Source organism: Nonomuraea sp. NPDC047897 (assembly GCF_043204415.1).
Classification (GTDB): Bacteria; Actinomycetota; Actinomycetes; order Streptosporangiales; family Streptosporangiaceae; genus Nonomuraea.
Genome location: NZ_JBIDCC010000004.1, coordinates 276,088 through 302,705, shown reverse-complemented (window position 1 = coordinate 302,705; position 26,618 = coordinate 276,088). Strand labels below are relative to the sequence as shown.

At 68.8% G+C, this 26,618-nt stretch carries 30 protein-coding genes, 2 tRNA genes and 1 pseudogene; 15 read left to right on the top strand and 18 right to left on the bottom strand.

Annotated features, from left to right (window positions below; translation table 11 throughout):
- Window positions 1-76 precede the first annotated feature (76 nt).
- Window positions 77-505, top strand: a complete 429-nt coding sequence (locus ACGF0J_RS11405) for a hypothetical protein (protein ID WP_393144495.1) — start codon at window positions 77-79, stop codon at window positions 503-505.
- Window positions 506-543: 38 nt separating this feature from the next.
- Here ACGF0J_RS11405 and ACGF0J_RS11400 read toward each other — a convergent pair whose 3' ends face one another.
- Complete coding sequence (locus ACGF0J_RS11400; protein ID WP_393144493.1) at window positions 544-1,155, bottom strand: hypothetical protein; 612 nt, start codon at window positions 1,153-1,155, stop codon at window positions 544-546.
- Window positions 1,156-1,441: 286 nt separating this feature from the next.
- Window positions 1,442-2,266 (bottom strand): inositol monophosphatase family protein, encoded by an 825-nt coding sequence (locus tag ACGF0J_RS11395; protein ID WP_393144491.1) that lies wholly within the window; start codon window positions 2,264-2,266, stop codon window positions 1,442-1,444.
- 408 nt (window positions 2,267-2,674) lie between these two features.
- Here ACGF0J_RS11395 and ACGF0J_RS11390 point away from each other — a divergent pair.
- Window positions 2,675-2,879 (top strand): annotated as a pseudogene (locus tag ACGF0J_RS11390) (IS5/IS1182 family transposase); the annotation flags it as partial.
- Window positions 2,880-2,922: 43 nt separating this feature from the next.
- On the opposite strand, the gene ACGF0J_RS11385 reads toward ACGF0J_RS11390, so the two are convergent.
- Window positions 2,923-3,336 carry a GNAT family N-acetyltransferase gene (locus tag ACGF0J_RS11385; protein WP_393144489.1) on the bottom strand — a complete coding sequence of 138 codons (414 nt, stop codon included), beginning with the start codon at window positions 3,334-3,336 and terminating at the stop codon, window positions 2,923-2,925.
- A 532-nt stretch (window positions 3,337-3,868) separates the two neighbouring features.
- On the bottom strand, window positions 3,869-4,321 hold the full coding sequence (locus tag ACGF0J_RS11380) for a hypothetical protein (RefSeq protein WP_393144487.1): 453 nt from the start codon (window positions 4,319-4,321) through the stop codon (window positions 3,869-3,871).
- Between the two features lie 114 nt (window positions 4,322-4,435).
- Between ACGF0J_RS11380 and ACGF0J_RS11375 the strand changes: the two genes are divergently transcribed.
- Window positions 4,436-4,744 carry a hypothetical protein gene (locus ACGF0J_RS11375; RefSeq protein WP_393144485.1) on the top strand — a complete coding sequence of 103 codons (309 nt, stop codon included), beginning with the start codon at window positions 4,436-4,438 and terminating at the stop codon, window positions 4,742-4,744.
- 592 nt (window positions 4,745-5,336) lie between these two features.
- On the top strand, window positions 5,337-6,191 hold the full coding sequence (locus ACGF0J_RS11370; RefSeq protein WP_393144483.1) for a hypothetical protein: 855 nt from the start codon (window positions 5,337-5,339) through the stop codon (window positions 6,189-6,191).
- A gap of 358 nt (window positions 6,192-6,549) precedes the next feature.
- On the opposite strand, the gene ACGF0J_RS11365 is transcribed toward ACGF0J_RS11370, so the two are convergent.
- The 3 genes from ACGF0J_RS11365 to ACGF0J_RS11355 form a co-directional block, all read right to left on the bottom strand.
- Window positions 6,550-6,954: a hypothetical protein gene (locus ACGF0J_RS11365; RefSeq protein WP_393144481.1), complete on the bottom strand. Its 405-nt coding sequence runs from the start codon at window positions 6,952-6,954 to the stop codon at window positions 6,550-6,552.
- Window positions 6,955-7,090: 136 nt separating this feature from the next.
- Window positions 7,091-7,163: transfer RNA gene (locus tag ACGF0J_RS11360), tRNA-Arg, on the bottom strand.
- Between the two features lie 57 nt (window positions 7,164-7,220).
- Window positions 7,221-7,766, bottom strand: a complete 546-nt coding sequence (locus ACGF0J_RS11355) for a hypothetical protein (RefSeq protein ID WP_393144479.1) — start codon at window positions 7,764-7,766, stop codon at window positions 7,221-7,223.
- 132 nt (window positions 7,767-7,898) lie between these two features.
- On the opposite strand from ACGF0J_RS11355, the gene ACGF0J_RS11350 reads away from it, so the two are divergent.
- The 6 genes from ACGF0J_RS11350 (at window position 7,899) to ACGF0J_RS11325 (ending at window position 13,285) form a co-directional block, all read left to right on the top strand.
- Window positions 7,899-9,056 (top strand): sensor histidine kinase, encoded by a 1,158-nt coding sequence (locus tag ACGF0J_RS11350; RefSeq protein WP_393144477.1) that lies wholly within the window; start codon window positions 7,899-7,901, stop codon window positions 9,054-9,056.
- A 122-nt stretch (window positions 9,057-9,178) separates the two neighbouring features.
- Window positions 9,179-9,823, top strand: a complete 645-nt coding sequence (locus tag ACGF0J_RS11345) for a response regulator (RefSeq protein WP_393144975.1) — start codon at window positions 9,179-9,181, stop codon at window positions 9,821-9,823.
- Between the two features lie 550 nt (window positions 9,824-10,373).
- Window positions 10,374-10,670: a hypothetical protein gene (locus ACGF0J_RS11340; protein WP_393144475.1), complete on the top strand. Its 297-nt coding sequence runs from the start codon at window positions 10,374-10,376 to the stop codon at window positions 10,668-10,670.
- Window position 10,671: 1 nt separating this feature from the next.
- On the top strand, window positions 10,672-11,403 hold the full coding sequence (locus ACGF0J_RS11335; RefSeq protein WP_393144473.1) for a prolipoprotein diacylglyceryl transferase: 732 nt from the start codon (window positions 10,672-10,674) through the stop codon (window positions 11,401-11,403).
- A gap of 8 nt (window positions 11,404-11,411) precedes the next feature.
- A complete protein-coding gene (locus tag ACGF0J_RS11330) occupies window positions 11,412-12,953 on the top strand; it encodes a radical SAM protein (protein ID WP_393144471.1) in 1,542 nt (513 codons plus the stop codon).
- 74 nt (window positions 12,954-13,027) lie between these two features.
- Complete coding sequence (locus ACGF0J_RS11325; RefSeq protein ID WP_393144469.1) at window positions 13,028-13,285, top strand: hypothetical protein; 258 nt, start codon at window positions 13,028-13,030, stop codon at window positions 13,283-13,285.
- Here ACGF0J_RS11325 and ACGF0J_RS11320 read toward each other — a convergent pair.
- From ACGF0J_RS11320 to ACGF0J_RS11310, 3 genes are read right to left on the bottom strand one after another with little or no spacing between them, the layout of a single operon-like run.
- Entirely contained in the window at window positions 13,269-14,600 is a 1,332-nt protein-coding gene (locus ACGF0J_RS11320; protein ID WP_393144467.1) for a hypothetical protein, read from the bottom strand. The genes ACGF0J_RS11325 and ACGF0J_RS11320 overlap by 17 nt on opposite strands.
- Complete coding sequence (locus ACGF0J_RS11315) at window positions 14,597-15,073, bottom strand: SigE family RNA polymerase sigma factor (RefSeq protein ID WP_357902203.1); 477 nt, start codon at window positions 15,071-15,073, stop codon at window positions 14,597-14,599. The genes ACGF0J_RS11320 and ACGF0J_RS11315 overlap by 4 nt, the downstream gene beginning before the upstream one ends.
- 55 nt (window positions 15,074-15,128) lie before the next feature.
- Window positions 15,129-15,587: a MaoC family dehydratase gene (locus tag ACGF0J_RS11310; protein WP_393144465.1), complete on the bottom strand. Its 459-nt coding sequence runs from the start codon at window positions 15,585-15,587 to the stop codon at window positions 15,129-15,131.
- A gap of 335 nt (window positions 15,588-15,922) precedes the next feature.
- Between ACGF0J_RS11310 and ACGF0J_RS11305 the strand changes: the two genes are divergently transcribed.
- Window positions 15,923-17,104 carry an AAA family ATPase gene (locus ACGF0J_RS11305; protein WP_393144463.1) on the top strand — a complete coding sequence of 394 codons (1,182 nt, stop codon included), beginning with the start codon at window positions 15,923-15,925 and terminating at the stop codon, window positions 17,102-17,104.
- Window positions 17,105-17,207: 103 nt separating this feature from the next.
- Here the strand turns inward: ACGF0J_RS11305 and ACGF0J_RS11300 are convergent, their stop codons facing one another.
- Window positions 17,208-18,014, bottom strand: coding sequence for a MauE/DoxX family redox-associated membrane protein (locus ACGF0J_RS11300; protein WP_393144461.1), 807 nt, complete (start codon window positions 18,012-18,014; stop codon window positions 17,208-17,210).
- Window positions 18,005-18,952: a hypothetical protein gene (locus tag ACGF0J_RS11295; protein ID WP_393144459.1), complete on the bottom strand. Its 948-nt coding sequence runs from the start codon at window positions 18,950-18,952 to the stop codon at window positions 18,005-18,007. Before ACGF0J_RS11295 ends, ACGF0J_RS11300 begins: the two co-directional genes overlap by 10 nt.
- 215 nt (window positions 18,953-19,167) lie before the next feature.
- Here ACGF0J_RS11295 and ACGF0J_RS11290 point away from each other — a divergent pair, with 215 nt between their 5' ends.
- Window positions 19,168-19,674 (top strand): SigE family RNA polymerase sigma factor, encoded by a 507-nt coding sequence (locus ACGF0J_RS11290; RefSeq protein WP_393144457.1) that lies wholly within the window; start codon window positions 19,168-19,170, stop codon window positions 19,672-19,674.
- Here ACGF0J_RS11290 and ACGF0J_RS11285 read toward each other — a convergent pair.
- Window positions 19,634-20,119 carry a MarR family winged helix-turn-helix transcriptional regulator gene (locus ACGF0J_RS11285; protein ID WP_393144455.1) on the bottom strand — a complete coding sequence of 162 codons (486 nt, stop codon included), beginning with the start codon at window positions 20,117-20,119 and terminating at the stop codon, window positions 19,634-19,636. The genes ACGF0J_RS11290 and ACGF0J_RS11285 overlap by 41 nt on opposite strands.
- A gap of 99 nt (window positions 20,120-20,218) precedes the next feature.
- On the opposite strand from ACGF0J_RS11285, the gene ACGF0J_RS11280 reads away from it, so the two are divergent.
- The 3 genes from ACGF0J_RS11280 (at window position 20,219) to ACGF0J_RS11270 (ending at window position 21,766) form a co-directional block, all read left to right on the top strand.
- Entirely contained in the window at window positions 20,219-20,782 is a 564-nt protein-coding gene (locus tag ACGF0J_RS11280; RefSeq protein WP_393144453.1) for a YceI family protein, read from the top strand.
- A 151-nt stretch (window positions 20,783-20,933) separates the two neighbouring features.
- Window positions 20,934-21,022 (top strand) — tRNA-Ser (locus ACGF0J_RS11275).
- Between the two features lie 270 nt (window positions 21,023-21,292).
- The gene (locus ACGF0J_RS11270) at window positions 21,293-21,766 is read left to right on the top strand and encodes a hypothetical protein (RefSeq protein ID WP_393144451.1); all 474 of its coding nucleotides are present in this window, start codon (window positions 21,293-21,295) and stop codon (window positions 21,764-21,766) included.
- Window positions 21,767-21,813: 47 nt separating this feature from the next.
- Here the strand turns inward: ACGF0J_RS11270 and ACGF0J_RS11265 are convergent, their stop codons facing one another.
- The 5 genes from ACGF0J_RS11265 to ACGF0J_RS11245 are packed head-to-tail and all read right to left on the bottom strand — an operon-like array spanning window position 21,814 to window position 26,588.
- A complete protein-coding gene (locus ACGF0J_RS11265) occupies window positions 21,814-23,163 on the bottom strand; it encodes a tyrosine-type recombinase/integrase (protein ID WP_393144973.1) in 1,350 nt (449 codons plus the stop codon).
- A complete protein-coding gene (locus ACGF0J_RS11260; protein ID WP_393144449.1) occupies window positions 23,163-23,366 on the bottom strand; it encodes a helix-turn-helix domain-containing protein in 204 nt (67 codons plus the stop codon). Before ACGF0J_RS11260 ends, ACGF0J_RS11265 begins: the two co-directional genes overlap by 1 nt.
- Window positions 23,367-24,968, bottom strand: a complete 1,602-nt coding sequence (locus ACGF0J_RS11255; RefSeq protein ID WP_393144447.1) for a replication initiator — start codon at window positions 24,966-24,968, stop codon at window positions 23,367-23,369.
- Window positions 24,961-25,161: a hypothetical protein gene (locus ACGF0J_RS11250; RefSeq protein WP_393144445.1), complete on the bottom strand. Its 201-nt coding sequence runs from the start codon at window positions 25,159-25,161 to the stop codon at window positions 24,961-24,963. Before ACGF0J_RS11250 ends, ACGF0J_RS11255 begins: the two co-directional genes overlap by 8 nt.
- Window positions 25,161-26,588: an FtsK/SpoIIIE domain-containing protein gene (locus tag ACGF0J_RS11245; RefSeq protein ID WP_393144443.1), complete on the bottom strand. Its 1,428-nt coding sequence runs from the start codon at window positions 26,586-26,588 to the stop codon at window positions 25,161-25,163. The genes ACGF0J_RS11250 and ACGF0J_RS11245 overlap by 1 nt, the downstream gene beginning before the upstream one ends.
- Between the last annotated feature and the right edge of the window lie 30 nt (window positions 26,589-26,618).

The following is a 26,618-nucleotide window of genomic DNA, read 5'->3' as shown; positions in this document are numbered from 1 at the left end:
CTGCTGTCACCGTTCTGCCGGAGCCTGCTCTGCCGGAGCCTGCCGAGGACGTTCCAGGCTGTAGGACCATGTCCCCATGTCCGTAACCAGGTTCGCCGGCGTGGCCGAGGACGAAGATCGTGGTGTCACTCCCAGGACGGGGCTGTACGAGTTCTGGACCGCGGAGGGTGCCCACGTCTACCTCCACGACACCGACTTCAGGGGCCTGACCTATCAGCCCGGCAGGCCGCCGGTGCTGAAGCTGGAGTTCCGGTACGACCCACAGTGGACTCCGCCCGAGCTGGCCGGGACGCCGGTCGTGGACTTCCGGTTCGAGGAGGTCCGCCTCGTCGAGTGGTACGAGAACCGGGAGGGACAAGACTGCGTGTCCACCCACCCGGACGCTCCGCCCGGCCAGGTCGGCTGCTTCGATTGGGACGGCAGCGATCTGTTCACGCTGGATACCTTCACGATGCGTCTGACCTTCCGTGCACCGCGAGCGAAGGTGACGGTGCACGCGAAGTAGAACGAGGAACCCATACAGCAAACCGCCGGACCTCTGCTCTACCGTGTGCGGTCACCGTATCTTTCGATGATCGAGCTGAGAGAGCGTGAGGCTGACGGCATCTCCTGCCCCAGTGGATCCGGTGAGGTGACGCCAGTGTGTACGGATCGTATCCAGTCGTCGTCGACCACAGCCTGGCATATCGCTTCGGCGGTGATGAGCGTGGCGAGACCATAATTGTTCTTCCAGGTCTCCCGACCCGCTGGGCCGGCGGCTATCCATTGCTCGACGCTGGCGAGATCAGGATCTGGATACCAGCTCCATTCCATCATGTCGAATTTGACCACCAGGCCGATTTCCGTGCGATAAGAGACCACGGCTGGGGCGTCATCGATCCATGTAGCGCTCAGGCAGGGGCCGTACTGCGCCAGAATGGGAAGAGCTCCCTCGGTGACAGAATCGACGCGGTAGTCCATGATGACGGTGCCATTGCCGAGGCGCCCGATGAGCATGTCGATGTCGTCTGCGGTGAAGCGTGCCGGTTGAGTGCTCTCGGGTGAGATGTTGTACGCAGCCAGGACGTCGTCAATCTTGGTGGCGGAACACCACGTCAAGTCGACGACCAGCTGGGTTCGCCGGCGAAACCACTCGCTGTAGGTTGAGTCGATCACGGACGTGTCCTCTCAGCTGACACCGCCATGGGCCACGCTCAATGATCTTTGCGCATCCGCGTGCCGTCCGGCGCGGGCCCGCGATCAGCCACTGCTCGGTGAGCCAGGGTGAGGAACGAACCCTGGATCGTCGATCGCCCCCGACCACGGACACAGATCAGCCATGCTGTGGCGATCGTGAGGGCTGCATCTGTGCGGCGGCGCGGCAACGCCCGCTGATGGGTTCGGTTGGTACGGCGCGGCGGGCCGGGGGTGCGGCGCGCCGCCGCCCTGATCCTTATAGGAACTATTCGGCAGTGTGGGCGCTGTGCTGGGCGTTCTTCTGTGCCTCGGCGATGAGTTCGACGAGGTCGGCGACGAGTTTGGGGCTCGCGGCGATGGTGGCTCCGGCGTTCATGGTGTGCGGGCTGCCGTCCAGGTCGACAACTACTGCTCCGGCTTCGCGGGCGATGATGATGCCGGCGGCGGTGTCCCACGGGTTGTTGCTGAACATCACGAGCGCGTCGGTCTTGCCGTCGGCGACCCATGCCAGGTCGATGGCAGCCGATCCGAACATGCGGACGCGTTGCACTCGGGCGGCGAGTTCGTGCGTGAGGGCGAGTCTGGGCCGGTTGCGTTCCTGGGCACCGGTGCCGACGGCGTAGTCGCCGATGGAGACGATGGCGGCGTCCAGATCGCGGATGTGGCTGGCGTTGATCTCGGTGCCGTTGGCTCGGGCGCCTGCGCCCTCGGCGGCGGTGTAGCGGTTGTCGAGGAACGGCAGGTCGATGACTCCCAGCGTGGGGATGTTCTTGTCGATGAGGCCGAGGGAGACTGCGCACAGTGGGATGCCGTGCAGGAAGTTGGCGGTGCCGTCGACCGGGTCGAGTGCCCACATGAGTCCACTGCCGGCGTGGGTGAGGCCTTCCTCCTCGCCGAGGAATGCGATCTCAGGTGTCTCACGGGCGAGGAAGTCGCGGACGGCCTGTTCGACGGCGTAGTCCACTTCGGTGACCATGTCACGGTCGCCTTTGGCGGTGACGACGCCGGGTGCCTTGGTGCGGATGATGTCGGCGGCGATGCTGGCGGCGTGTTCAGCGATGGGCAGGAAGGTCCGGATGTCGATGGTCATACGGGTTTGCTCCGCTCCCAAATCGAGGTGCACACCTGGCCGAATACCCGCTGGCTCTTCAGCGGGAGCCACACGGCCGAGGCCCGGTGCGTCCAACACCGAACCCCGGCCTACGACCCGGCAACCTGACTACAGCAGGAGCCAGGCCATGAGCCCAAACCTTTCCACACCCACGATCGTCGGGGAAGCGAATCCCGCCGACCGAGGCCCGCTGGAGCGCATCCGACGCCCCTTCACCAACCTTTCCGTCACCCCCGACGGGGTACCGCGCCGGTAGCGGAACGGCCCGCAGGCTGGCGCGGGCCGAGCCGGAGACCGGGTCATCCTCGGCTGCGCGGTGGTCGTCCTGCTGGCTGTCGCGGCTGCTGCGGCCTACGTCTCGTACCACCACTTCTACGGCCTGGCCACAAGAAGGGCGGCTCCCGCGGTGGCCGCCCAATCAGCCATGATTCAAATCTCTACAAGCAGCGCAACACGGCGGAACGCTGCATTGATCGGATCAAGGAGTGGTGAGGACTGGCCTTCCGCTTCGACAAGACCCCCCGATAGCTACCTCGCCGGCCTTCATCTACGCGGAGCCATCTTGTGGATCCGAAGCCTTCAACCCATCTGAACATCCGAAGTCCCATGCAGGCCCGAGGTGTGCATCCAACCGATCAGTTCATCGGCCAGGCGTACTCGAACTCGGGCAGCTCGAAACCCTGCTGGAAACGGCATATCCGCTCGTCCGTGCGGCGTGCGCCGTGTCGTTCGTAAAAGGCGATGGCGCGCGTGTTCGCATAGAGTACCTCAAGATAGACCTGCCTGCCGGGGTGCTCGTCCGCCGCCCACGCCAGCCCCCGCCGTAGCAGTTGCGTTCCAATGCCTGAGCCTATGCTCACCGGCCGTACGTGGAGGTTGTCAAGCAGGATCCGCTCATCGGGAGCCGGAAACAGGTAGACAAAGCCAAGCAGCTCTCCATCGTCGTGAGCGACGAACAGCCCTGAACCCTGCGCAGGCGAAGCCAGCCGTTCCCGCCACAGCGTGAGCCGGTCATCGGTCAGAGGCCCGTTCAGGAAGCTGTCGGGCATGATCCCCGCATACGCCGAACGCCAACTGTCTACGTGCAGAGCAACGATAGGGACAACATCGTCAATTTGGCCGTTTCTAATCTTCATGGCGCAGAGCATCCCATAGGGGAACGAGCTGGGAGGCGGGAGGCTCTGATCCAGCGATGACCCACCAAGCTGAACAATCAGCGCTGACAACCTCATGATTCAAACCTCATACAGGTCCTAGCAGCCGCCCCGCCTGCTCGACGCCCTGGAGCCCGTTCAGGGGCGTTCGCATGGGGCCGCTGGAACGTTAGACCGCATGTCAGGAGAAGGCTTCACCGCTAGCAAGGGCGCTAGAGCTCACAGCTGCACTCGCTAGAGATTGGTCCGCCGACGGTAAACCGGCGCGCAGGACGCGGGCGGCCAGCTCCAGCGCGGCACGCGGCGGTCGTCGAGTACCGGAGACGATCTCCATGATCGTGGTGCGGGCAGTGGCGTTGAAGGCGATGGTCTCGGCCGATTGGGACAGCGACGGCGTAGATGGCGACGTTGGCCATGCCGAACATGGTCAGCGGGTGATGGTGTTCGGCTCCGAGTGCGGTGGTCCCCTGGTGGGCGAGGGTCCAGCTGTGCCAGGCGTCGGCGGGGCGGTGCAGCCGAGCCAGGGCGATGGCATCGAACAGGTTGAGTGCCCCCAAGCGGACAGTGCCGCAGGGTTGGTCGGCACGATGTGGCGGAGGTGGCCGGTGGCGTCGTGAGCGATGGCGTGGGCCTCTTCGGCATCGGAGCGGCCGAGCGCGGCCATGGTGGAGGTCCAGGCAGAGACCGCGATCAGGATGGGATCGCCGGTCTCTTCGGCGGCGACCATCGCGCGATCGGCGGCGCGAGCGGCCAGGTCCGGCTCGCCGACGCAATACAGGATGCGCTGGGCCGGGCAGATGATCTTTTGGCAGGCTCCCTGTCCGAGCGCACGCGGAACCGTCCTGTGGACGCTTGCCTGGGCTCCCACCACGGCGGCCACATGACTGATGGCCCATTACCTCGATCTCGTGAAGCAGCCGCAGCCGCTTCATGAACTCGTCCTGCTCACCGTTGGTGACGGAGGCGACGAGCGATGACCGCGACCATGTGACTTGTGCCCGGCCTGCGACCGGCCGGCCCGGCAGCCGAGCAGCTTCAGACCCAGCTCCAGGCAGCGCACCGGATCGCTTCCGAGGTCCGTCACGGCGACGGCGTCGCGCTGGTGCTGATCTCGGCCGGCCTGGGCGTCTGGACGGACGGGGACACCTGGTGGTGGTGGACCGGCCACACGACCGGGCGAGGCCGGTGGATCTACAACCATTCCTCCACAGCGAACGTGGCGACCGCCGCTCGTCGTATCGCTCTCCGTTACGCGGAGTTGCATGGCGGCGAGCAGTCTGTGCTCAAGGAACGGCTCGGTTGAGCACCCCGACATGCGCGGCGGCGCTGGCCGGGCGAAGCTCGACGACTGCCACGGCCAGCCTGTGCCCCCGTCTCAAGCTCGGTGCCTGGGCAGGATCTTCGCTCTGTCCAGGCACCGAAATCCAACCGAGATCTCCCGGTCGTCTGCCCTACGGCCGTACCGCCTGAGGGCCGCACCTGCCACCCTCTTCATGCCAGGTGGCGGAACTCTGCCTCCGGTTCCGGCCACGCCTCCGAGGCCGCCGCGCAGAGACCCCCCGCGCACGCGGTCGGTCACATAAGCCCAGAGCCCACATTCAGCTGATCTTGGAGCGAGTTCTCCCTGGTGGCCCAGCAAGACGGCGTCACCGTGGTCGTCATGGCGTTCGAGATCGCGGGCGGCCGGATCACTCGCATCCAGGCCGTTCGCAACCCGGAGAGGCTTCGGCCCTGGACCACAGCCTACCAGGCTTGATCATCAAAGGCACAAGAACCGTGTGCTAACAGGTAAAAGGGCGCGGTGCCGGGGCGCGTCTGGGGGCCATAGTGCGGAGATGGGGCGCCCTCTCCGACAGGCGGAGAACTGGTCTCGGCCCCTGCCCAGGAGGGTTCAATTGAACATCCCGGCATCACGCACCCGAGCGGCGACCGCGTCGCTCATCGTCGCACTGGTCACCGGCTTCGTGACGACGGCCACCCCGGCGTCGGCGAACGTCCCCGGTCGAGTGGCGGTCAGCGGCACCAGTGAGAGCAACTCCAACGACAAGGGCGCCGAGGTCACCTGCCCCGACGCCAAGCGCGTGATCGGCACCGGAGCCGAAATCATCGGAGACGTGCCCGGAGGCGTGGGCGGTGACGTCATCATCGACGAGGTGATCCCGACCGGCACCACCGTCAGCGCGTACGGCGTCGAAACCCTGTCCGGAACGAGCGCCCCGTGGAGGATCCGCGTGTGGGCCGTGTGCGGGTATCCGCGCGGGATCACCACGATCCGCTTCGTGACCACCACCTCACATCCGAATCCCAAGGAGCTGGAACTCGACTGCCGGGACGGCGAATGGCTGCTCGGCTCCGGGTATCAGTTGGAGGGCGCGCGCGGCAACGTGAGCGTCACGGACTTGGTCCCCTCGCTGCACTCCGTCTCGGTGCACACCAAGGAGAACCACCGAGGCTACGACGGCAACTACTACCTCCGGGCCTTCGCGATCTGCGCCGAGGAACAACCGGCGGGTCTCCAGGTCGTCGAGGATGAAACCGCAGAGAACTCGGACAACAAGGGCACACTCGTGACCTGCCCCGAAGGAAAGCAGGCGCTCAGCGCCGGATTCTCCATCCCCGGCGCCGCCGGTGAGACCGCCCTCATCAACTTCATCCCCACCACCCGCGCGGTTTCAGCCACCGCGAACGAGCTGAGCTCCACCACCAGGAAGTGGAGCGTCATCGCCTACGCGACCTGCGCGACCGAGTGAACATGGGGCACTCTCCCGAGCGGGAGGTGCCCCACGGCTTTGACCAAGTGATGCTGTAGCGCAGCAGCAGATGACAGCGGTAGCGATAGCCGGGCACTATTAGCCCTTTCCGGCTTACTGCTCGGCAACACCGAGCCGCCTGAGCCGCCCATCCCGCAGACGATCCGTCAGCTCCAGGAGGCATCACGCGTTCCTACAGTCGACCCCTAGAAACGACTCAGGGAGTCCCTTGCGATCAAGGAACTCCCTGGTCAAGCTGTGCGCGGCCGAGAGGACTCGAACCCCTAACCTTCTGAGGGTGTGTTCAGTAAACCGTACAGTCCCTCCTGGGAGGCCTTTCGTGGTGAGTCTCGCGGATTCACCACTCGGGGAGCTCCTGTGCGTCGGGATAGAGCATGATGATCTTCTCTAATAGCTCAGGGCTGTCGGTCTGCACATCCCAGTGGCCGCTGTCGAACGCTCGGATCTTCACCTCCGGCGCCGACGGGCTGTCGCCGTGGCCGACAAGCTCTCCGTCGATGAGCTGGCACTCCACGCTGAACAGTTCGATGAGACGGCCCGTGGTCACCAGTGAGTCCGCCGTGGCCTCAGTGATCGCTTCAAGCTCGGGCGAGACGAGCCAGTCGATGGTCAACCGCCAGCGGTGGCCGTCGATCAGGGTACCCAGAGAGGTGAGAACCTCCGCCAGGCCGACATAGCGGCCCCCTCGCCAGGCTTTGAACGAGAGGATGCGGGTCCCGATCACATTCTTCCTCTCCTCCACGACGGATGCCTCTCACGCGGAGCATGCCCAAGGCACTCGATCAGTGGCGGATGGCAGACGCCGTTGCTGTAAATCGCTGCTGCACGGATACGAGAAAGGCCCTCCGGGGTCATCCCGAAGGGCCTTTGATCTGCTGTGCGGCCGGAGGTACTCGAAACCCCAACCTTCTGATCCGTAGTCAGATGCTCTATCCATTGAGCTACGGCCGCTCGCTGCGTAAGCAAGCATAGCGGGTCTTCGGGAGTGACTCGAACCAGAGATGGCGATCAGGACCGTGCCGTGTCCGTCTTGCTGGGCCAGAGGGTGTAGCTCACCGGCCAGATCAAAGCGATCAGAGGGACTTTCAGCAGGCCGGACATGAAAGCGAACAGGGGCTCCGTGCGGGTGGGGTCGTTCACGAGCCAGGCGAGGGCGAAGACGATGGCCCAGGTGAGGGCGTAGGCGAGGGCGATGCGTAGCCAGAAGGCCCATTCGTGGCGGGCCCGTGCCGCGGCGCCGGCGGGGGGCTTGGGGGGTGGTGGGCCACCGGCGAAGCGGTGGCGGAACTTGGCGTCTGCCCAGCGGATGGTGCGGTGGCCGAAGACGATGCTGTAGGCGAGGTAGGCGGCGGCGAGGCCGTGCCGGAGGTCGGCGGTGGCGCCGCCGCGCATGTCGATCACCGCGGCGGCCAGGAGGATCACGTCGAGCAGCGGGACGCCGAGGAGGAGGATCGTGCTCAGCGTGCGGAGGTGCCACAGGTAGCGGGAGGCGAAGCCCAGCGCCAGGAGGGCCCAGAAGCCGATCTCGCAGCCGATCAGGATGGCGACAATCACCTGTTCATCGTCTCCGGGCGGGACGGCCCGGACATCACCGGTGGAAACGATCCTGTGGATACATCGAAGGGTGTATCCACAGGCGGTCGGGTGGAGGAGGGCAGGGCACGCGGGCGATGGTGGGATGGGGGTATGAGACGCGCGGCGCACTGGGCGGGGCTGTCCTTCGCGGTGGGGCTCCTCCTGATCGTGGGAGGGGCCTATACGCGGCGTGGCGTGCCCGAGTGGGTGCTGGTGGTGCCGCTGGCCCTCACCTGCGCGGGGGTTCTGGCGCGGTATCGGGCGCCGCTGGTGTCGCTGGGGCTCGGCGTGGTGGGCATGTCGATGGATCTGGTGGTGGGGCCGTCGTTGCCGACCGTGCTGGTGTTCACGGACAACGTGTACGCGGCGGCGCTGTACGGGCCGGCCAAGTTCTCGCGGTGGTTGCTGGGGGCGGCCAGCGTGCTGGCGGTGGTGGCCGGGGCGGTGGCGGGGTCGCTGGCCAAGGACTGGAAGGTGCTGCCGATCTTCGGCGTTCAGGCGGCGCTGGTGCTGGTGACACCGGTGACGACGGCGATGGTGCTACGGCAGCAACGCGATCAGGCTGCGGCCGAACGGGCGCGGGCGGAGCAGGTGGCGCGCCTGGCGGAGCTCGACCGGGAGGCGGCCATCGCGGCCGAGCGGCGGCGGATGGCGCGCGAGCTGCACGACATGATCGCCAATCACTTCAGTGCCATCGCCATCCAGTCGACTGCGGCGCTCTCCCGTAAGGACCTCGACGGGCGGACGGTCCGGCGGGTCATGGAGTCCGTACGGGAGAACAGCGTGCAGGGGATGGCCGAGATGCGGTCGATGATCGGGCTGCTGCGCCAGGAGGGTGACGAGACCGCTGAAGCCATGCGGCGGCGGCTGGCCGATGCGGAGGGCCTGGTCGAACGGTCCCACGAGGCGGGGCTGGTGACCGCGATGCACGTCGAGGGGGACGTTCGGGAGTTACCGGCCTCGGTCGACCTGGCGGGGTATCGCATCCTGCAGGAGGCGCTGACCAACGCGCTGAAGCATGGGGGTCAGGCGGTGAGCGTCGTCATCGCGTACGAGCCGGAGCGGGTGACGGTGACCGTCGACAATCCGGTCAACGGGCGTCGGGCTTCGCTGGACGGGGCGGGTGCCGGGGTGATCGGGATGCGGGAACGGGCCGCGTTGGTGGGCGGGTCGTTCGAGGCGGGGCCGACGGGGGTCGAGGGGTGGCGGGTGAAGGTCGTGCTGCCCACGGGTGGCAGGGCGGGGTTCCCGGGTGGTGGGAGGGAGTGATCGAGGGTCAGGAGCGGTGATCGAGGGTCGGGAGCGGCGATCGAGGGTCGGGAGCGGCGATTGGGCCGGGCAGGCGTGATCGGGGGTTGGAAGGGGCCTTCGGGCAGGTTGGAGGCAGGGTGATGATTCGGGTGCTGGTCGCTGACGATCACGCGGCGGTGCGGGCGGGGATCGTGTTGATCCTGGACGGGGCCGACGACATCGAGGTGGTCGGCGAGGCCGCCGACGGGGAGCAGGCGGTGACGCTGGCTCGGGAGACGCGGCCGGACGTGGTGCTGATGGATGTTCGGATGCCGCGGCTGGACGGGATCGCCGCGACGCGTGAGCTGGCCGGGGTGGCCGATGTGCTGATTCTGACGACGTTCGACGTGGACGAGTACGTGTTCGGGGCGTTGCGGGCCGGGGCCGCCGGGTTCCTGTTGAAGAACACCGATGCCGACGCGCTGGTGGAGGCGGTGCGGGTCGTCGCCAGAGGGGACGGGTTGATCTCTCCCGCAGTGACGCGGCGGTTGATCTCAGCGTTCGCCGAGCAGCCGTTGCGGCGGGATTCGCCCGGCGCGGGGGCGGCCGGGTTGACTCCGCGCGAGCGGGAGGTGCTGGCCTGTATCGGGCGAGGGCTGTCGAACGCGGAGATCGCCAAGGAGCTCGACATGGCGGAGGCGACTACCAAGACGCACGTGAGCCGGGTGCTGAACAAGCTGGGGCTGAAGAGCCGGGTGCAGGCGGCGATCTACTACTCGGACTACTGCTCGGCGGAGGAGGTGTAGCGCGTGCGTGGCTGAGGGTGGACGTCGTCCGGTGACCGTCGGGTCGTCTCCGGTGTGGGGCTGGAGGTGGCCGGGCGCCGCTGCCGTCTGGACTCGTGCGGCTGGTCGTGGAGGTGTCGGGGCTCGCGGTGGGAGTTCCGGGGTGGACGAATCGGTACATACAAAAGCGGTCCGTAGCCCTACGCTTGCTGGGGATTGGGGGGTTCGGGTGATGAACACACCACCGCCGGAGTCACCGGAAGGTAGGGGCGGGGCCGCGGGACAGGGTTGGGTGCCACCAGTGAACAACGGGGCGCAGGGGCCCGGACCGCAGGGGCCCGGACCGCAGGGGCCCGGACCGCAGGGGCCCGGACCGCAGGGGCCCGGTGGATCGCCGCCTTCGGCAGGAGCCTCGCACCCCGGCGGTGCACCGCCTCCTGTCGGACCGCCGATCGCCGGTGGGCCGCCTCCCCCCTCCGGGCCTCCTTATGACGGTCCGCCGCCGGGCGGGGTGTACGGGGGGTGGCAGCCGCCTCCCCCGCCCCCGACGTCCGGCGGGTCCGTCGGTCTGGTGGTGGCGTTCGCGCTCGTCGGCATCACCGTGTACAGCATCATCAACGCCGTCGGCGCTTTCCTCGTGTTCGTCGCCGCCATGAGCGGCAGCAACGACGGCAGCTTCAGCACCTGGATCGTGGCGGCCGGGGCCGTGCTGCTGGCGCTGGTCGGGCTGGGGGCCGGGGCCGGGTTGCTGTTCGTGCGGCGGCCGTGGGCGACCGGCTCGGGGCTCGGCCTGATGCTGGGCTGGGCGTTGTGGTCCATCGTGACGGCTGGGCTCTGCACGGGCCTCAATCCGGCGCTGTACGGCTGACATGCCGCTGCACGAGATCTTCGTCGGCCTCGGGGTGTTCGTGGCGGCTGTCGTCTTCGCCCGGGAGGCGCGGCGGCGCGGGGCGCTGAACGAGCAGTCGCTGGTCGCGGTCACCGGGGCGCTGGTGGGCGGGGCGATCGGGATGCGGCTGGCCGGCTGGCTGGAGACGCTGGAGCTGTCGCAGCTGTGGCTGTACGGCTCGCGGAGCATCCTGGGCGGCCTGACCGGGGCGTACGTCGGCGTGCTGGTGGCCAAGCGGGTCATCGGCTACCGGGAGCGGACGGGCGATCTGTTCGCGCCGGCGGTGGCGCTGGGGATGGCGGTCGGGCGGATCGGGTGTCTCCTGACGGAGGCGCCGGGCCGGCCGACGGACCTGCCGTGGGGCGTGTACGCGCCCGTGACGACGCCCGAGTGCCCGGGCTGCCTGGCCGGGCAGGCCATGCATCCGTCGTTCGGCTACGAGATCGTGTTCCACCTGGTGGCGTTCGGTGTCTTGGTGTGGGCGCGCGGGCGGCTGACGCGGCCGGGTGAGCTGTTCACGCTCTATCTGGCGGGTTACGCGGTGTTCCGGTTCGTGGTGGAGTTCGTGCGGGCGAACGAGACGGTGTGGCTGGATCTGACGCGGCCGCAGTGGTTCCTGATCCCGGGGATGCTGCTGCTCGGGATCAGGGTCGCGTACGGGTGGCGGCGTGGTTACTACGATGCCCTGGTCGGGCGGAAGGTCGCGGTATGAGTACGGGAATGGGACTGAGGGGGGACCGCGTCCTCAGGTACGTCAACGCGTTCTGCCCGCGCTGCCACGGTCGTGACCTGGACCAGGTGGAGCGGTTGAGCGGCTACCTGGCCGTTCGCGACGGCCGGGTGTGGCTGGAGCGCGGGTGCCGCGAGCACGGGCTGGTCCGTACCCTGTACGACGAGGACCCGGACATCCTCGCGTACCTCGAGGAATGGACCGCTCCCACGAAGCAGCACGTCCCGGACGTTGCCGGCAACTTCGCGCCGGTGCCCGGCGCGTACCTTCGGGGGCTCCCCGAGATGCAGACGCAGCACACCTGCATCCTGCTGGAGGACATCGTCGAGGCGTGCAACCTGCGCTGCCCGACCTGCTTCGCCGGCAGCTCGCCGGATCTGAGCGGCGTGGTGCCGGTCGCCGAGGTGCTCGCGAACGTCGACCAGCGGCTGGCCCGCGAGAACGGCAAGCTGGACGTGCTCATGCTGAGCGGCGGCGAGCCGACCCTGCACCCGGAGCTCCCGCTGCTGCTGCGCGAGCTGGTCCAGCGGCCGGTGACGCGCATCCTCGTCAACACGAACGGCGTGCTCGTCGCCCGCGACGACGACCTGCTCGACCTGCTCACCGAGCACCGCGAGCGGGTCGAGGTCTACCTGCAGTACGACGGCGGCTCGGCGGAGGCGTCCCGGCACCACCGCGGGGGCGACCTGCGGCGGCTCAAGGCGCAGGCCGTACGGCGGCTGTCCGAGCGGGAGATCTTCACCACGCTGGTGATGACGGCGGCGCTCGGCGTCAACGACGGTGAGCTCGGCGACGTCGTACGGCTGGCCCTCGACACGCCGTACGTGGGCGGCGTGTCGCTGCAGCCGCAGTTCGGCTCCGGCCGGAGCGGCGCGCTCGACCCGATGGACCGGCTCACCCACACGGGGGTGCTCCGGCGACTCGGGCCGCAGACCGACGGCCTGGTGACCTGGCGCGACCTGACCGCGCTGCCGTGCTCACACCCGCACTGCTGCTCGGTCGGCTACCTCATCCGGGACGACGCGCGGCAGTGGCGTTCGCTGGTCGCGCTGATGGGCCACGACCGGCTCAAGGCGAACCTCGGCCTGGTCTCCAACCGCATCGCCGACAGCGAGATCCCGCGCGAGCTGCGGCTGGCCGTCCAGGAGTCGCTGCTGGGGCTGCTGTCGGAGCAGTCGTCCCTGTCGCACCCGCAGATCGGCGACCTGTGGCGGGACATCTGCGAGAACTGCGACCTCGGCGTGTCCACCCTGCTCACGCTGGCGTCGTCGGCGTTGCCGGGCCGGCGTCGCAAGCTGCGCCGGATGCTCGGCGAGCGGGTGGTGCGGATCACGGTCAAGCCGTTCATGGACATCTCGACGATGATCGAGGAGCGGCTGACGCAGTGCTGCGTGCACGTGGGGACGCGCGCCGATCAGGACCAGTGCGCGCCGTTCTGCGCGGTGCAGGCCTGGCCACAGCTCGCCGCGCAGCGGTTGTCGGCGGTGGCCTCCCAGCCGCGGGTGCGGGTGCCGCTGGAGGTCCTGTCGTGAGCGCGCCGCTGGAGGTCCTGTCGTGAGCGCGCCGCTGGAGGTCCTGTCGTGAGCGCGCCGCTGGAGGTCCTGTCGTGAGCGCGCCGCGGCAGGCCGGGCCGTACGATCCGCTGCGGTTGTGCGTGTACGCGACCGTGGCGCTGCTGGCCTGGTTGCTGGGGCCGTGGGCGGTGCTGGGGTTCGCGGTGTTGGGGTTCGCGGGCTACTGGAAGGCGCGGCGGGCCGGGCTGTCCCGGAGCAAGTGCCTGCTCCGGGACACCCGGCTGGTGCTCGCCTACCTGGGGTTGCTGGGCGTGGTGGCCCTGGCGGCGATCGTCAGTCCCCTGCTGTGACGGCCGCCAGGTTGAGCACGGTCAGCTCCTTGCCGCCGCCCCGCTCCTTGGTGGTGCACGATCGGGACCCGCTCCTGGTCTTGCACACGTCGACGTGCCTCACGTCCTCGTCCCAGTAGACGATCGTGGTGGGTGAGGAGGAGATGCCCCGGCCGAAGCCGCCTCCTCCGCCGTCGGACGGCATCCTGCTGATGCCGCCCGTCAACCCGGTGACCGGGTCGTAGGTGGCCACGCGCGGGACGTACTCCTTGGCCGGGTTGCCACGCTGGTACGCGATGAGCAGCGCGAAGCGGTCACCGAGGAGCTCGCTCATGCCGTGCAGGCGGACTGCCGCCGGCAGGTCCCTGCGGTCGGATCCGTCGTGCCGCTGGACGATCGTCCGATTGTCGTCGTCGGCGCCGTAGCACCAGACCGGACCGCATGCCAGGAACGTGACTCCCGCGGGCGCCGGCACCGTGACCGTCTGCCCTGTCTCCAGGTTGACCACCCGGTCCTGCGTCTTCCTGCCGCTCTCGCCGCCCGTCGCGTAGCCGGCCGCCAACGGCCAGGACATGAGATGGAGCCCGTCGGCGACGCGTTCCGGGGCGCCGCCGGTCAGCGGCATGCGGTAGACGCCGCCCTGCTCGACGGACCAGACGACCGAGTCGCCGGTGACGCCGATGCGATCCACCTCCGACATGGGGCCCGTCACCTCCCCCACGCGCTTCGCCGTGCCGCCCGCCCTGGGCATGATCCAGAAATCTGCCCATTTGTCGGGGGTGTTGGGCGTCGTGCCGTACCAGGCGATGTGCTGCTCCCCGACCTCGAAGTCCTGGACGAAGTAGCCCTTCACACCCTCGGGGGCGGGCACGTCGCCGAGCACGCGCGCGCTCCTGGCTGCCGAGTCGTACACCTCCAGCCGGCCCGCCTTCTCGAACGACGACTCGGCGCTGACCAGCACCTCGGTAGGACTCAGGCCGGTCACCGGGCGGTACTTCCAGCCGTCGGCGGCCTTGGCCGGCATCGTGACCACCGCCCCGGGCCACACCTCGGCCGCCGGCCGGATCTTCTGCTCCGCCACCGCCTCCTGCACGGTCGGCGTGGCCGGGACGGCGGTGACGGTGACGGCCGGTCGTACCTGTTCGCCCCCGCGGGACAGGACGGCCGCCGTACCACCCGCGACGACCACCACAGCGGCGGCCGCCAGCACCATCTGGATCCGTTGCCGGACGCGGCGTACCCGCCGGCGGGCGGCCACCGCGCTCGCCAGGCCGTCGGAACCGGCATGGCCGGCGGCCGTGCGCAGGGTCCGGATCAGGTCCTCTTCGCTTCTCATCGCGCCTCCTGCAGCACTCTTGCGATCCGGAGCTTGTCCAGGGCACGGGCGGCCTGACTGCGCACGGTTCCGCGGGAGACGCCCAGCACCTCGGCGATCCTGTCGTCGGGGAGGTCCTCGTAGTAGCGCAGCACGAGGACGGCCCGCTGCCGAGGGGGCAACTGCCGCAGCTCGGCCCACAGGTCGGCGTCGTCGTAGCGGTCGAACCTGCCGTTCTCGGGCACCGCGGCCACCAGGTCCTCCCGGTGGCGGCGACGCCAGGCGTTGATGTGCAGCCGGACCATGGTCGTGCGGACGTAGCCCTCGGGGTCGTCCTTCCTGCGGACGCGCGGCCAGGCGTCGCCCAGCCGCGCCAGCGCCTCCTGGACGAGGTCGGCGGCGTCCTCCATGTTGCCGGAGAGCACGTAGCCGTACCGCAGGAGAGCCTCGCCCCTGGCCCGGACGAACTCATCGAAATCAGCCGTGTGGTCCACGAATCCAAGGACCGGCGAGCCGGTGCTTCTGTTGCACGCGGCGGCGAGAATGCCGCTATTGGGCGGGAACGTACAGGCTGAGCGTCTCGGCGACGCAGACGGGCCGCCGCTCGCCCTCGACCTCGACCGTCACCTTGAGGTTGGACAGGTAGCCGGCGGGCGTGCCCTTGACGTCGGTCAGCTCGGCGGAGGCCCGCACGCGCGCGCCCACCGGGACCGGCTTGGGGAAACGGACCTTGTTGAGGCCGAAGTTGACGCCCATCGCGATGCCGTCGACGCGCAGGAGCTCCATCATGAACGACGGCAGCAGCGACAGGCTCAGGTAGCCGTGCGCGATCGTGCCGCCGAAGGGGCCCTCCTTGGCGCGTTCGACGTCCACGTGGATCCACTGGTGGTCGTCGGTGGCGTCGGCGAAGAGGTTGACCTGCTCCTGGGTGATCGTGCGCCACTCGGTGGGGCCGAACGTCTCGCCGACGGCCGCCTTGAGCTCCTGTACGTTCGCGAAGGTCCGCATGAGGCGAAACGCTATTGGGCGGGTGGTACGGCTGCCAAGTTGAGCACCCGCCGCGTGACCACGTCGAGCCCGTCGGCCGGCCGCCCGGCTGTCACCGAGCTCCTGCGGCGCCTACCGCATCAGGTCGCCGCGTTGCGAAGATCTTTACCTGAAAACATCGCATGCGTGTTCGAGTCCGCGCTACAGTTCTCGCTAGCGACTCGAACACGGGTTCGGCCTGGTGAGAGGGGGTGTGTCCGATGACCGTGCTGGCGGACGCCCCTGCCCGGACACGCCGTAGCGCATTCTGCCCGAATCTACGACGGCCGCTATATCCGGCAATAAAGTCCGAGAGCGTGGACCCTGTGCGCAATCCCTACGCCCCCGGAGCCGGACAACGCCCACCGGAGCTGGCCGGGCGCGACCGCGAGCTCCAGCAGTTCGAGGTCGTGCTGGAGCGGGTGGCCCGCGGCCGTCCCGAGCGCAGCATGGTCGTCACCGGCCTGCGCGGCGTCGGCAAGACCGTCCTGCTCAACACCTTCAAGTCCATGGCGATGCAGCGGCTGTGGGGCACGGGCAAGATCGAGGCCCGGCCCGACCAGTCGATCCGCCGTCCCGTCTCCGCCGCCCTGCACATGGCGATCCGCGAGCTGGCCCCGCGCCATCGGGCGCCGGAGCGCATCGAGGAGTTCCTCGCGGTGCTCAAGGCGTTCGCGATGCGCGATCCGGCGGCGGCCAAGGGCACCTCGCACTGGTCGCCCGGCATCGAGGTGCCGGCCGCCCGGGGCCGCGCCGACTCGGGCGACCTGGAGATCGACCTGACCGAGCTGTTCGTCGACGCGGCGAGCGTGGCCACCGACCTGGGGGTGGGCATCGCGCTGTTCATCGACGAGATGCAGGACGTACAGGCCGCCGACGTCTCGGCGCTCTGCGCCGCGTGTCATGAGCTGTCGCAGTCGGGCGGGCCGCTGATCGTGGTCGGGGCCGGGCTGCCGCACCTGCCCAGCGTGCTGTCGGCCAGCAAGAGCTACTCCGAGCGCCTGTTCCGCTACGCGCGCATCGACAAGCTCGACCGGGAGGCGGCCGACCTGGCGCTGATCCTGCCGGCGCGCGAGGAGCGGGTGGAGTTCACGCAGGACGCCCTCGACGCGCTCTACGAGGCGGCCGACGGCTATCCCTACTTCGTCCAGGCCTACGGGAAGGTGGCGTGGGATCTGGCGCCGCGCAGCCCGATCACGGTCGATGACGTCAAGGTGTCGGCGCCGGAGGCCGAGGAGGAGCTGGCGGTGGGCTTCTTCGGCAGCCGCTACGAGCGGGCGACGCCGGCCGAGCGCGACTACATGCACGCCATGGCGCAGATCGGCGACGAGCCGGTCGCCACCTCCGACGTGGCCGAGGCCCTCGGCCGCAAGCCGTCCAGCCTGTCGCCGGCCCGCGACAGCCTGATCAAGAAGGGGCTGATCTACAGCGCCGAGCGCGGCCAGATCGCGTTCACCGTGCCGCATTTCGGGAGGTTCCTCCGTGCCCAACCGATCTAGCCGGCACTCCTAGTCCTCTATTGGGCTGTCTAGTGGGGAAGCTAGATAGCCCAATAGAGTTATATCTCGCTGCCCGTCGAGGGAAATCTACGGCTGTCTAGCGTCAGGCCGAGACCGGCGTATACGACGGCAGAGATCCCGTGTCCTCCGCGCTGACCACGGCGGCCCGCACGACCGGCCGGCGCCCGCTGAGGTAGACGGCGAAGACCACGTCGCCGTCGTCCTTGCTCGCGAAGGCGTAGAAGCGCCAGCACAGCTCCCGCCAGGTGTCGTACGGCTCGGGCGAGGCCAGGAGGTCCTCATGGGTTCGCCACGGCCCGCTGCCCCGCAGCCGGGCCAGCGTGACGCTCTGGTCGGGCGCCCGCCGCTGCTCGCACGGCGCGCGATAGCGCACCCGGTCGACCAGTTCCTCCAGCTCGGGTGACAGCACCAGGAGCAGCGCCACGCCGGCCGCCGTCCACCACGACGGCTGGACGAACGTCATCCAGCCGGGCACGTCGGCCCACACCGTCATCACCGCCATGCCGGTCAGCGCGACGGTCCTGCCGACCGACCGCACGCCGACAGGGGCCGAGCTGACGTCGCCGAAGCAGCCGCACCCGGCGTCCGGCCGCCGCCTGCGCAACTCCAGCAGCACGTACGTGGACAGCGCGAAGAACATGACGGTCGCCCAGCGGAAGACCGGGACGGTGGACAGCAGGAGGCCGGCGGCGAGCACCAGCTCCCCCACCGCGCACGCCACCAGCGCCGGGGCCTGCAGCCGCCCCGGCACCAGCACGGCGGGCCCCAGCCTCGACAGCGCGCCAGGCTCGCCACCCGAACGCACGGTGGCCAGCTTGGCCACCGTGCCGAGCACGAGCAGCACGACGAGAACCGGTAACTGCGAGGCCGGCACGAGCGTCACCCCCATCCGATCTGGGCGTTGAAGCATCCCTTGACCAGGTCGCCGCCGAGCTCGACGTACGACGACGGTGACAGCTCCGCGATCCGGCCGCGCGGCGACGTGCCGCACTCCACGCAACGATCGCAGAACCGTCCGGCCACGCACCCGCACGCGACGACCGGCACGTTCACCGAGCGTTCGGCGCAGACGTTCTTGACCTGGACCAGCGAGCCGACCGCCAGGTACGGCAGGCCCGCGCACGACACCTCCGCGTCGGGGCAGCCGGCGTCGGACCGCTCGACCATGGGGTAGGCCAGGCCGCGCTCGCCGTCGTCGAACGCGTCGGACCAGGTGGCGGTGCCGGACAGGCGCGGCTGCACCCCGCCGTACGCGGGCGGCGGCGCGGGCACGGCGCGCGCGGTGTAGGGGGGCTGGGAGGTGGCCGGCAGCAACGCCAGGCAGACACCGTCGCTCCGGACGCCGATCGCGTCGAAGAGGTAGCCGGGCTCCAGCTTGGGGTGGCGGACCTGGACGCGGCCGGTGGCCCGGTAGGGGATGACGATCGTCCGGTGGCCGCGGTGCGGGCCGCAGGACAGCTCGACCGTCAGGTCCCTGCGCCCTTCGATGGACAGGATCGTGCCGGTGATGCGGGTGGTGTCGGCCCACACGCGCTCGACGACCTTGCCCGCGCGCACGGTCCGCATCATGACCCTGGCGCCGATCGGGACGTCGGCCGGTGCGGTGTCGCCGCCGTGCCACGCGGTGGCCCAGGGGGCGATGACCAGCCGTTCCTCCCTGCCCTCGGGCGTCTCGATGATGACCAGGTGCGGGCTGATGTCGACGACCTCACCCGCGACCGCGCGTAACGGGTCCTCGGCCGACGGCTCGGGGCCGGGGACGCCGGCCTCCCGGCCCAGCACCGCGGCCGCGAGCACACGGCGGCGTTCAACGTTCGGATAGCCCATCCGCCCTCCCTTGTCGCGTCTCCAGCGTCACACGGCCGGCCTGACCGCGCTCGGGCCAGGGCTCATAGGGAGCAAAATACGCATCCCAAGGAAAGGACATGACATCCGGCGTCGTACAAACCGCCACCGACCTGGACGGATCTTTGTCGTCGGCGGGCCGAATCCTTGATTCCGGTTCAGCCCCAACAGGGGGTTCGGCTGCGATTCTGGCGACGATGCAGATCACCACGGAGGAAGAGGAGTTCCGCGAGTACGTCGTGACCCGCGGTCCCGCGCTGCTGCGCGCCGCCCACCAGCTCACCGGACATCCCCTGGACGCCGAGGACCTGCTGCAGAACGCCCTGACCAGGACGTACCTGGCATGGGACCGCATCGCCGACCGCAGGGCGCTCGACGGCTACGTCCGGCGGGCGATGGTGAACATCAACATCTCGCAGTGGCGGCGGCGCAAGCTGGAGGAGTATCCGTCCGACGAACTGCCGGAGGTGCCCTGCGAGCCGTCGGAGACGTACGGCGAGGTGCACGAGCGGCTCGAACGGGCGCTCAGCAGGCTGCCCGAGCGCATGCGGGCGGCGGTCGTGCTGCGCTACTACGAGGACATGACCGAGCCCGAGGTCGCGAGCACGCTCGGGATCAGCGTCGGCACGGTCAAGAGCACGGTGTCGCGGGCCATGGCCAAGCTCAGGTCCGAGCTGGGGATCCCCGCTCCGCCCCAGCCGTAGCGCAGGGCCGTACGACGTCCCTGATCGTGCGCAGGGCCGCGAGGAAGGCTTCGAGCTGATCCTCGGCCAGGAGGCCGGTGAAGCAGCTGTCGATGTCGGCGAGGTGGAGGGGCAGCACGGACTCCAGGCGTTCGCGGCCGGCGTCGGTGAGGGCCGCGTAGGAGGTGCGACGGTCGGTGGCGCAGGCCACGCGGGTGACCAGGCCCTCGCGTTCGAGGCGGTCCACGACGCGCGTCACGCCGCTGGTGGACAGCCCGGTCTGCGCGGCCAGATCGGTCATGCGCAGCCGTTCGCCGGGGGAACGGCCCAGCCGGACGAGCGTCTCGAAGTCGATTTCGGACAACCCGGCGGCGCTGAACACCGGTTGCATCCTGGCCGCCAGTCCCGCGTGGACCTCGGACAACAGGCCCATGGCCGTCAACCGGTGGTCTTCGATCGGTTTCACGTTCACACTCTACCGGACGATAGTTGACGTGAGGAATATTCCTCCTGTAGATGTCTGTTGTAGCAACTATCCGCACAACAAGCATCTAGGGAGCACCTCATGAGCACCCGCACCTGGGAAGGCCTCACCGTCCCCACCGCCGGCACCTACACCATCGACGCGGCCCACAGCCGCATCGGTTTCATGGTCAAGCACATGATGGTGAGCAAGGTCCGCGGGCACTTCTCCGACTACAGCGGCACGATCACGATCGCCGAGAACCCGCTCGAGTCGGCCGCCCAGCTCACGATCAAGACGGCCAGCATCGACACCGGCGTCGCCGACCGCGACGGCCACCTGCGCAGCGACGACTTCCTGGCCGTCGAGAAGTTCCCGGAGATCACCTTCCAGAGCACGCGCGTGACCCGCCAGTCGGACGACGAGTTCACCGTCGCCGGCGACCTCACGATCCGCGACGTCACCAAGGAAGTCGAGCTCACCGTCGAGTACGGCGGCGCCGGCACCAACCCGTGGGGCCAGGCCGTATGGGGCTTCTCCATCCACACCGAACTGGACCGCGAGGAGTTCGGCCTGACCTGGAACCAGACCCTGGAGACCGGCGGCGTGCTGGTGGGCAAGAAGGTCAAGATCGAGATCGAGGGCGAGGCCAACCCCGCCGCCTGACGACTTCGAAAGCCCGTTCTGGAACAGGGCGGGCTTCGTCCACAGGAGGTTGCCCACAGGCGGTGGACAACCTCCATCAGGGCTCGCGGGCGCATCCGCTTTGCCGCCTCGCCAGAAGGCCGGTACGCTGTCCTGAGCCACATGGCTTCCAGGAGGATTCGCCTAGTCAGGTCTATGGCGCCGCACTGCTAATGCGGTTTGGTGGCAACACCATCCGGGGTTCAAATCCCCGATCCTCCGCAGGTAGAAGGCCCTCGCCCCGGTAACGGGGAGAGGGCCTTTGATCTTTTCGGGGCATCGTAGTTGCAGTGCTAGTTGCAACGCCTGCGCTGTGGCCAGAACGCTCGCCGAGCCGCGCAGAGTCGTGGGGCCACGGAAATGCGGTAGCCCAGGATGTCTGAACTGGGCGATGCTGTCCCCGTGTCGTCGTTGCTGACCGCCGTGGAGTATGAACGTACGGCTGCCATGTTGCGAGGCAGGCGTATCCACAGGGTCGTCTACTACCCCTTGATGTGCGGGGATGACGGGCGCGACGTCGAGGAGTGGGACTTCGGGACGTGGCACCAACCCACCATGGGGGTGGAGTTGTTCACCGACGACGGCGCTTGTTTCTCGGCTGTGTGGGGCAGCAGCTTCGACCACTACGGGCTGGAAGTCTTCCCTGAGCCGATGACCGCCCACCTGCGGATGATCGGGGAACCCGGCGGGTCGGCGGAGGTGGACGTGACCGATCACCCGCGCTGGTCGAGCCTGGTCGGCCAGAAACTCACCTGCGTCGATATCGCCTGGTCCCAAGCTCCCGAGGGTTCCATCCGGGTTCCCGACGCGATCAGGTTGTGCTCGCGGGAGAAAGCCGTGTGGATAGCCGCGGGGAGTCCGGCGGAATGGCCGCCGACCGGCGGCTACCACCTGGGCACCGACGACGTCATGGTCGTCTTCACCGTCGAACTCGCGGCCAGGGTCGGCCTTGCCGCAGACGGCTAACCGGCGAGAGCTGCCTGGCACCATCTCGGGTGATCCTTCCGGTCACATCATTGGGGATTCCCCCAGAGAGCCGAGGCGAGCCGCTCCCCCGCGTCGCGCATCAGCGGTGTGGATACGTGGGTGTAGCGCTCGGTGGTCGTTACTCTCGTGTGGCCGAGCACCTGCTGTACGACGCGGATGTTCACACCCTGCTCGATGAGGAGCGTCGCGGCGGTGTGGCGGGCGTCGTGGACGCGGACGTCCCGGACGCCGGCCTGCTTGAGGATGGCCTTCCAGAGCTTCCAATCCTCGGTTCGCTCGATGGGAGTGCCGTGCTTGGTAGCGAACACCAAGTCGTGGTGCTGCCAGTGCTCCCCCGCTTTCTCGCGCTCGGAGTCCTGGATCTCGCGGTGTGCCTTGAGTTGGGCGAGGAGTTCGGGCGGGCACTGGAGCGTGAGCTTGCTCTTGCCCTTGCGCTGACGGAAGACCAGGCCACCGCCGGTTCGCTTGGAGCACTTGTCCGCATGGCCTGTGCAGTCCTTCAGGCAGGGCCGTTTGTAGCAGACGTGGCCGGACTGGACGCAGTTCGGTTTGCAAGTCGGTCGGTGGCCGTGGATCTTGCACTTCTTGTGGCATGGCCGGCGGTGCCACTTCTCGCCGCAGGCGTGCGGGTCGTCGCAGCCGTGCCGCCACTCTTGGCGTTGCACCTGGAACCAGGCGCGGATCTCGCCGGTGTCCATGTCGATGTACGACCAACGGAGCCCGAGTGCCTCGCCCTGGCGGATGCCGAGCGCGAGTGCGACCGACCAGCGGGCGCCGTTCCTCTTGGTTCTGGCCACGTCGAGGATGCGGCGAGCCTCCTGCCGCGTCAGTGGCTCGATCTCGGTTTCCGCGGCCGTGGGTGCTTCGACGAGCGTGGCCACGTTCCGTGCGACCTTGTCTCGTCGGACCGCCACCTTCAGGGCCCGGGAGAGGATCCGATGCACCTTGAGGACCGTGCTTGTGGACAGGCCCTTGTCGAGCATGGTCGTGTACGCCGTGTCGAGGTGCTCGGGGGCGAGCCGGTTCAGCCGGTGCCGGCCGAGGAGCGGGATGATCCAGTGGCGGGTCTTGGAGCGGTAGTCCGCCAGCGTGCGCGGAGCCATCTTGCCCGAGGCAACGAGTCGTTCACAGATCACGTCGAGGTACTCGGTCATCCACTCGGCGACTGTAGGGACACGGCCCGGCTTGGTGACCTGACCTGTCTCGCGGTTGCCCTCCAGCTCAGCGACCTTGCGGGTTACCTCGGCCTCCGTCTTGGCCATCCGGTGACGACGGTCAGGCGATCCATCGGGCTTGATGCCGATGGTGACCCAGCCGTGCCAGTAGCCGTCAGTGCCGAGGTAGATGGACGAGCGCCCGTTCGGCTTCTTCGCCATCACGCCGCGTCCTCCTCACGCACGAGACCTGCCTTCAGCTCCAGGGAGCGAGCGAACTCGATCAGCGCCCAACGAGGAACCAGGCGGTACCCGTCATCCTTGATGGACTTGAGCTCACCGCTCTTGATCAGTCGAAAGACAGCCGTCCGACTCATCCCGAGCATCACGGCCGCGTCCTTCGGTCGGTAGAACAGAGGCTCCATCTACGCTGCCTCCTCTCGCATTGCCGATGGATCTAGGCCGTCTGCTTGGACTTGGAGTCGGGCCATGTGGGTTCGCCATCGTTGGCGTTCGGCGACCGAGCGGAGAAGGCGCATGGCGAGCGGTGGCACGTTGGCGTCGCCGGCCGGGACGGGCTTCCAGACGTAGCGGTGGGGGTCGGTCGGTTCGCCGGGTTGGCCGAGGGCTTCCAGGACCCAGGTGCGGCGGTCTTGGCGGTGTTCGGCGAGGGTCTTGTTGGACCACTTGCGGGAGACCAGGACTCGGCGTCCGGCGTAGCCGAGGTGGTCGGGCTTGTGGGCCTTGCTCCGGCACGCTCCCGGCGTCATCCCCGGCTTGGCGTCCTTGGGTTGTACGCCGTAGCGCAGCCAGTTCGGGCACCTCGGAGAGCAGGGTTCGAACCGCAGGGCCTCGACCATCCGGGCGGCGTGCTCCCGCTGGGCCGGGTTGTCGGTGTCGAGGCTGTCGCCGAGGCTCTTGGTGAGGTACTTGGACAGGTAGCGGATGCACTGGTCGGCGTCCGGGGTGCCGGCGAGTACCCCTTTGACGTCGATCTGGTCGCCGAAGCGGATCACATGCAGCGGCTTGGCGTCTTCGTCGGCGTCGAGCTGGTCGAGCGCTTCGTCCCAGGTGGGCAGGACCTCGCCGGTGTGGGGGTCGAGGTAGCCGGCCTCGTCCTGCCAGACGGGCAGGTGGTCACCGTCGAAACGCACCTCGTCGGCCGGTGGCCACCACACCTGGTGGTAGGTCGCGGCGGCGATCTGCCTGACCTCCGCCCTGGGCAGGGTGCCGCGGATGGCCATGTGCAGGTGCGGCGCGAGCCGCTTCTGTGGCTCCACGGTGGCGAAGTACTGCACGTCATAGCCCGAGACCCGGCGCAGGTTCTGCACGAACCGGTCCACGAGCTTGGAGAAGTGCAGCGCGTCCCGAGCCGCCCGCGCGTAGTCGTAGCTCTCCGGATCGACCGGCACGCCGTCGCGCACCTTGCCGTAGGAGGGCAGGGTGAGCGTGACAAAGAGGGAGGGCCGGTAGACCTTGCCGTCCGAGCTGGTGAACGTCCGCCCGAGCGTGGTCGGCGCCATCCGGCGCTTGGGCAGGTTCGGCGCGTCCTGCCGTCGCCTGGTCGAGCGGCTGCGCTTGGGGACACTGCGGCCGAGGACGTTGCCGCGCATGCCCGCCTCGTTGATCTCGGCGTCAACGCCCTCGATGGCGGCGTCCCAGTCGGAGGTGTCCTCGCCGAGGGCGGCGGCTTGGTCGCGGCAGGCTTGGAGGTCGGCGCGGAACTCGACCAGCCACCGCTGTTCGTCGGTCGGATCGTCCGGGGTGATGGCCGGCTCCTGGTCGAGGTGCCAGCCCTCGCGGCACTGTGCTCGCCGGAGCTGCCGGTTGCGCTTGGCGCACGACGGGCACTTGGCCTCCAGCGTGGCCCCGCACGGGACGTCAACGATCTCCCAGCGGCCGGTGTGGATGTCGAGCCGCTTGAGCGGGACCGGCCGGATGCACACGCCGTACTGCTTGGCGACCTCCACGGCCACCTCACGAGCCAGCGGCATGGCCTGCCGGACGGCGCGAGGCAGGTCAGTCATGGATCATCCCCTCGTCCTCGGTCAGGTCGGCGCAGAGCCGGAACAGGCCGTTGTACGGGTGCTTGAGCGTCCGGGGGTGGAGCAGGGCGAAGGCACGCAGCCGGGGAAGGCCGCGACGGGTGAGCAGGACCATGAGCGGCCGGCCCGAGACGAGTTCGAGTTCTTCGGCCGTTCCGTGGAAGCAGACCTTCATCAGGCAGCGTCCTTTCCGGCGGCAAAGGTGGCGGCCATGTCGCGGATGTCGGTGTCGGAGACGTAGGCGGCGCGGACCCGGATCGGGTCGGGCGAGGTCTCCAGCCGGACGTAGCCGACGCCGGCACCGCGCTCGGGGACGGGTGAGATGTGGTCGGCCAGGGCTCCTCGGTCGCGGGCGCCGTCGCCGAGGACCATGTCCACCTGTTCGGACTCGTCCAGCCGGAGCGCGATCTTGTCGGGGAACAGGTTGCGGATGTTCATGACCTCCTTGCGCGGGTCCTGGAGGGCGGCCATGACGCCGATGCCGACCGCGCGTCCTTGGGTGGTGAGCGTGGCCAGTGCGGCGGAGATGCGCTGCTTGAGCTGCCGGTCTGCCTGGTAGGCGGTCAGGAACGCCACCTCGTCAACCACGACCAGGACGAACGGGTCCTCTACCGTCGGCGTATGGGACCGCTGGAGGCCAGCAAAGCGGGCCGCCCGGGTCTGCATCACGTTGACGGCCTGGTCGAGCAGGTCGGCGCACTGCTCCGGCGTGGCCGCGTACCGGTCGCCGAACAACGCGCGCCCGTACGACAGCTCCATCAGCTTGGGATCCAGCGCCCAGATCTCCACCAGGCCCGCCCGCACGGCCGGGAGGAGGGCGCGGATCGTGGACCAGATGATCGAGCCCTTGCCGGCCCCGGTGGCGCCCGCCACCAGGACGTGAGTGCCATGCACCTTGAGCAGCCACGGCCGCCCGTCCTCCTGCTTGCCCACCTCGACAGGCCCCACGGTCGGCGCGTCTGGCAGTGGCAGAGCCGCCAAGGGGACGCCCAGTGGGTCGGTGCGCGGAAAGGTGAGTTGCAGACGACCGCCCCGCGTGACCGCCACCCGGCAGGAGGCCGCGCCGAAGCCCTGGGCCAGGTGGTCGAGGCGGTCGGCCCAGTCCTTGACCGACTGGCCCTTGAGCATGCGCACGGTCACCAGGTCGGCCCACGCCGTACAGGTGACCTTGCCGAGGCGTGGCAGGTAGTCGCGCCCCCACAGGTGCCGTCCGAGCCCGGACACGATCACGACGGCTTGCCAGTGCCGCTGGTAGATCCAGACGAGTCGCCACCAGGCAAGTAGTCGCAGGCCGATCATGCGGGTGAAGCTCGCTCGGTCGGTGACGGCCCACGCCAGGAGTCCGGTCGGGACAGGCGCGAGGAGCATGAGCGAGGTTTGCCAGTCGTACGCCAGCGTGAGCGCGCCGGGCGTGAACGTGATGAGGAGGGCGACAGGGTGCCGCCACACCAGCCGGACGCATCCGACGAGGACGCGCCAGGCGAAGATGATCAGGGTCAGGATGGCGGGAGTCTGGACGACGGCCGGGCGGAAGACGATGGCCGTGTCGGGCGTGGTGGTGACGAGGTTGCGCGCCTCGTCACCAGGCAGCCGCTTGAACATAAGCTTGGAACCTCTCGTGATGTGGAAGTC

Coding starts and splice junctions, on each gene's coding strand:
- ACGF0J_RS11405 (WP_393144495.1), top strand. CDS start 77: ATGTCCGTAACCAGGTTCGCCGGCGTGGCCGAGGACGAAGATCGTGGT.
- ACGF0J_RS11395 (WP_393144491.1), bottom strand. CDS start 2,266: ATGACCATCGACATCCGGACCTTCCTGCCCATCGCTGAACACGCCGCC.
- ACGF0J_RS11385 (WP_393144489.1), bottom strand. CDS start 3,336: ATGCCCGACAGCTTCCTGAACGGGCCTCTGACCGATGACCGGCTCACG.
- ACGF0J_RS11350 (WP_393144477.1), top strand. CDS start 7,899: ATGAGACGCGCGGCGCACTGGGCGGGGCTGTCCTTCGCGGTGGGGCTC.
- ACGF0J_RS11345 (WP_393144975.1), top strand. CDS start 9,179: ATGATTCGGGTGCTGGTCGCTGACGATCACGCGGCGGTGCGGGCGGGG.
- ACGF0J_RS11335 (WP_393144473.1), top strand. CDS start 10,672: ATGCCGCTGCACGAGATCTTCGTCGGCCTCGGGGTGTTCGTGGCGGCT.
- ACGF0J_RS11330 (WP_393144471.1), top strand. CDS start 11,412: ATGGGACTGAGGGGGGACCGCGTCCTCAGGTACGTCAACGCGTTCTGC.
- ACGF0J_RS11320 (WP_393144467.1), bottom strand. CDS start 14,600: ATGAGAAGCGAAGAGGACCTGATCCGGACCCTGCGCACGGCCGCCGGC.
- ACGF0J_RS11310 (WP_393144465.1), bottom strand. CDS start 15,587: ATGCGGACCTTCGCGAACGTACAGGAGCTCAAGGCGGCCGTCGGCGAG.
- ACGF0J_RS11300 (WP_393144461.1), bottom strand. CDS start 18,014: ATGGGGGTGACGCTCGTGCCGGCCTCGCAGTTACCGGTTCTCGTCGTG.
- ACGF0J_RS11295 (WP_393144459.1), bottom strand. CDS start 18,952: ATGGGCTATCCGAACGTTGAACGCCGCCGTGTGCTCGCGGCCGCGGTG.
- ACGF0J_RS11290 (WP_393144457.1), top strand. CDS start 19,168: ATGCAGATCACCACGGAGGAAGAGGAGTTCCGCGAGTACGTCGTGACC.
- ACGF0J_RS11280 (WP_393144453.1), top strand. CDS start 20,219: ATGAGCACCCGCACCTGGGAAGGCCTCACCGTCCCCACCGCCGGCACC.
- ACGF0J_RS11270 (WP_393144451.1), top strand. CDS start 21,293: ATGTGCGGGGATGACGGGCGCGACGTCGAGGAGTGGGACTTCGGGACG.
- ACGF0J_RS11265 (WP_393144973.1), bottom strand. CDS start 23,163: ATGGCGAAGAAGCCGAACGGGCGCTCGTCCATCTACCTCGGCACTGAC.
- ACGF0J_RS11260 (WP_393144449.1), bottom strand. CDS start 23,366: ATGGAGCCTCTGTTCTACCGACCGAAGGACGCGGCCGTGATGCTCGGG.
- ACGF0J_RS11255 (WP_393144447.1), bottom strand. CDS start 24,968: ATGACTGACCTGCCTCGCGCCGTCCGGCAGGCCATGCCGCTGGCTCGT.
- ACGF0J_RS11250 (WP_393144445.1), bottom strand. CDS start 25,161: ATGAAGGTCTGCTTCCACGGAACGGCCGAAGAACTCGAACTCGTCTCG.
- ACGF0J_RS11245 (WP_393144443.1), bottom strand. CDS start 26,588: ATGTTCAAGCGGCTGCCTGGTGACGAGGCGCGCAACCTCGTCACCACC.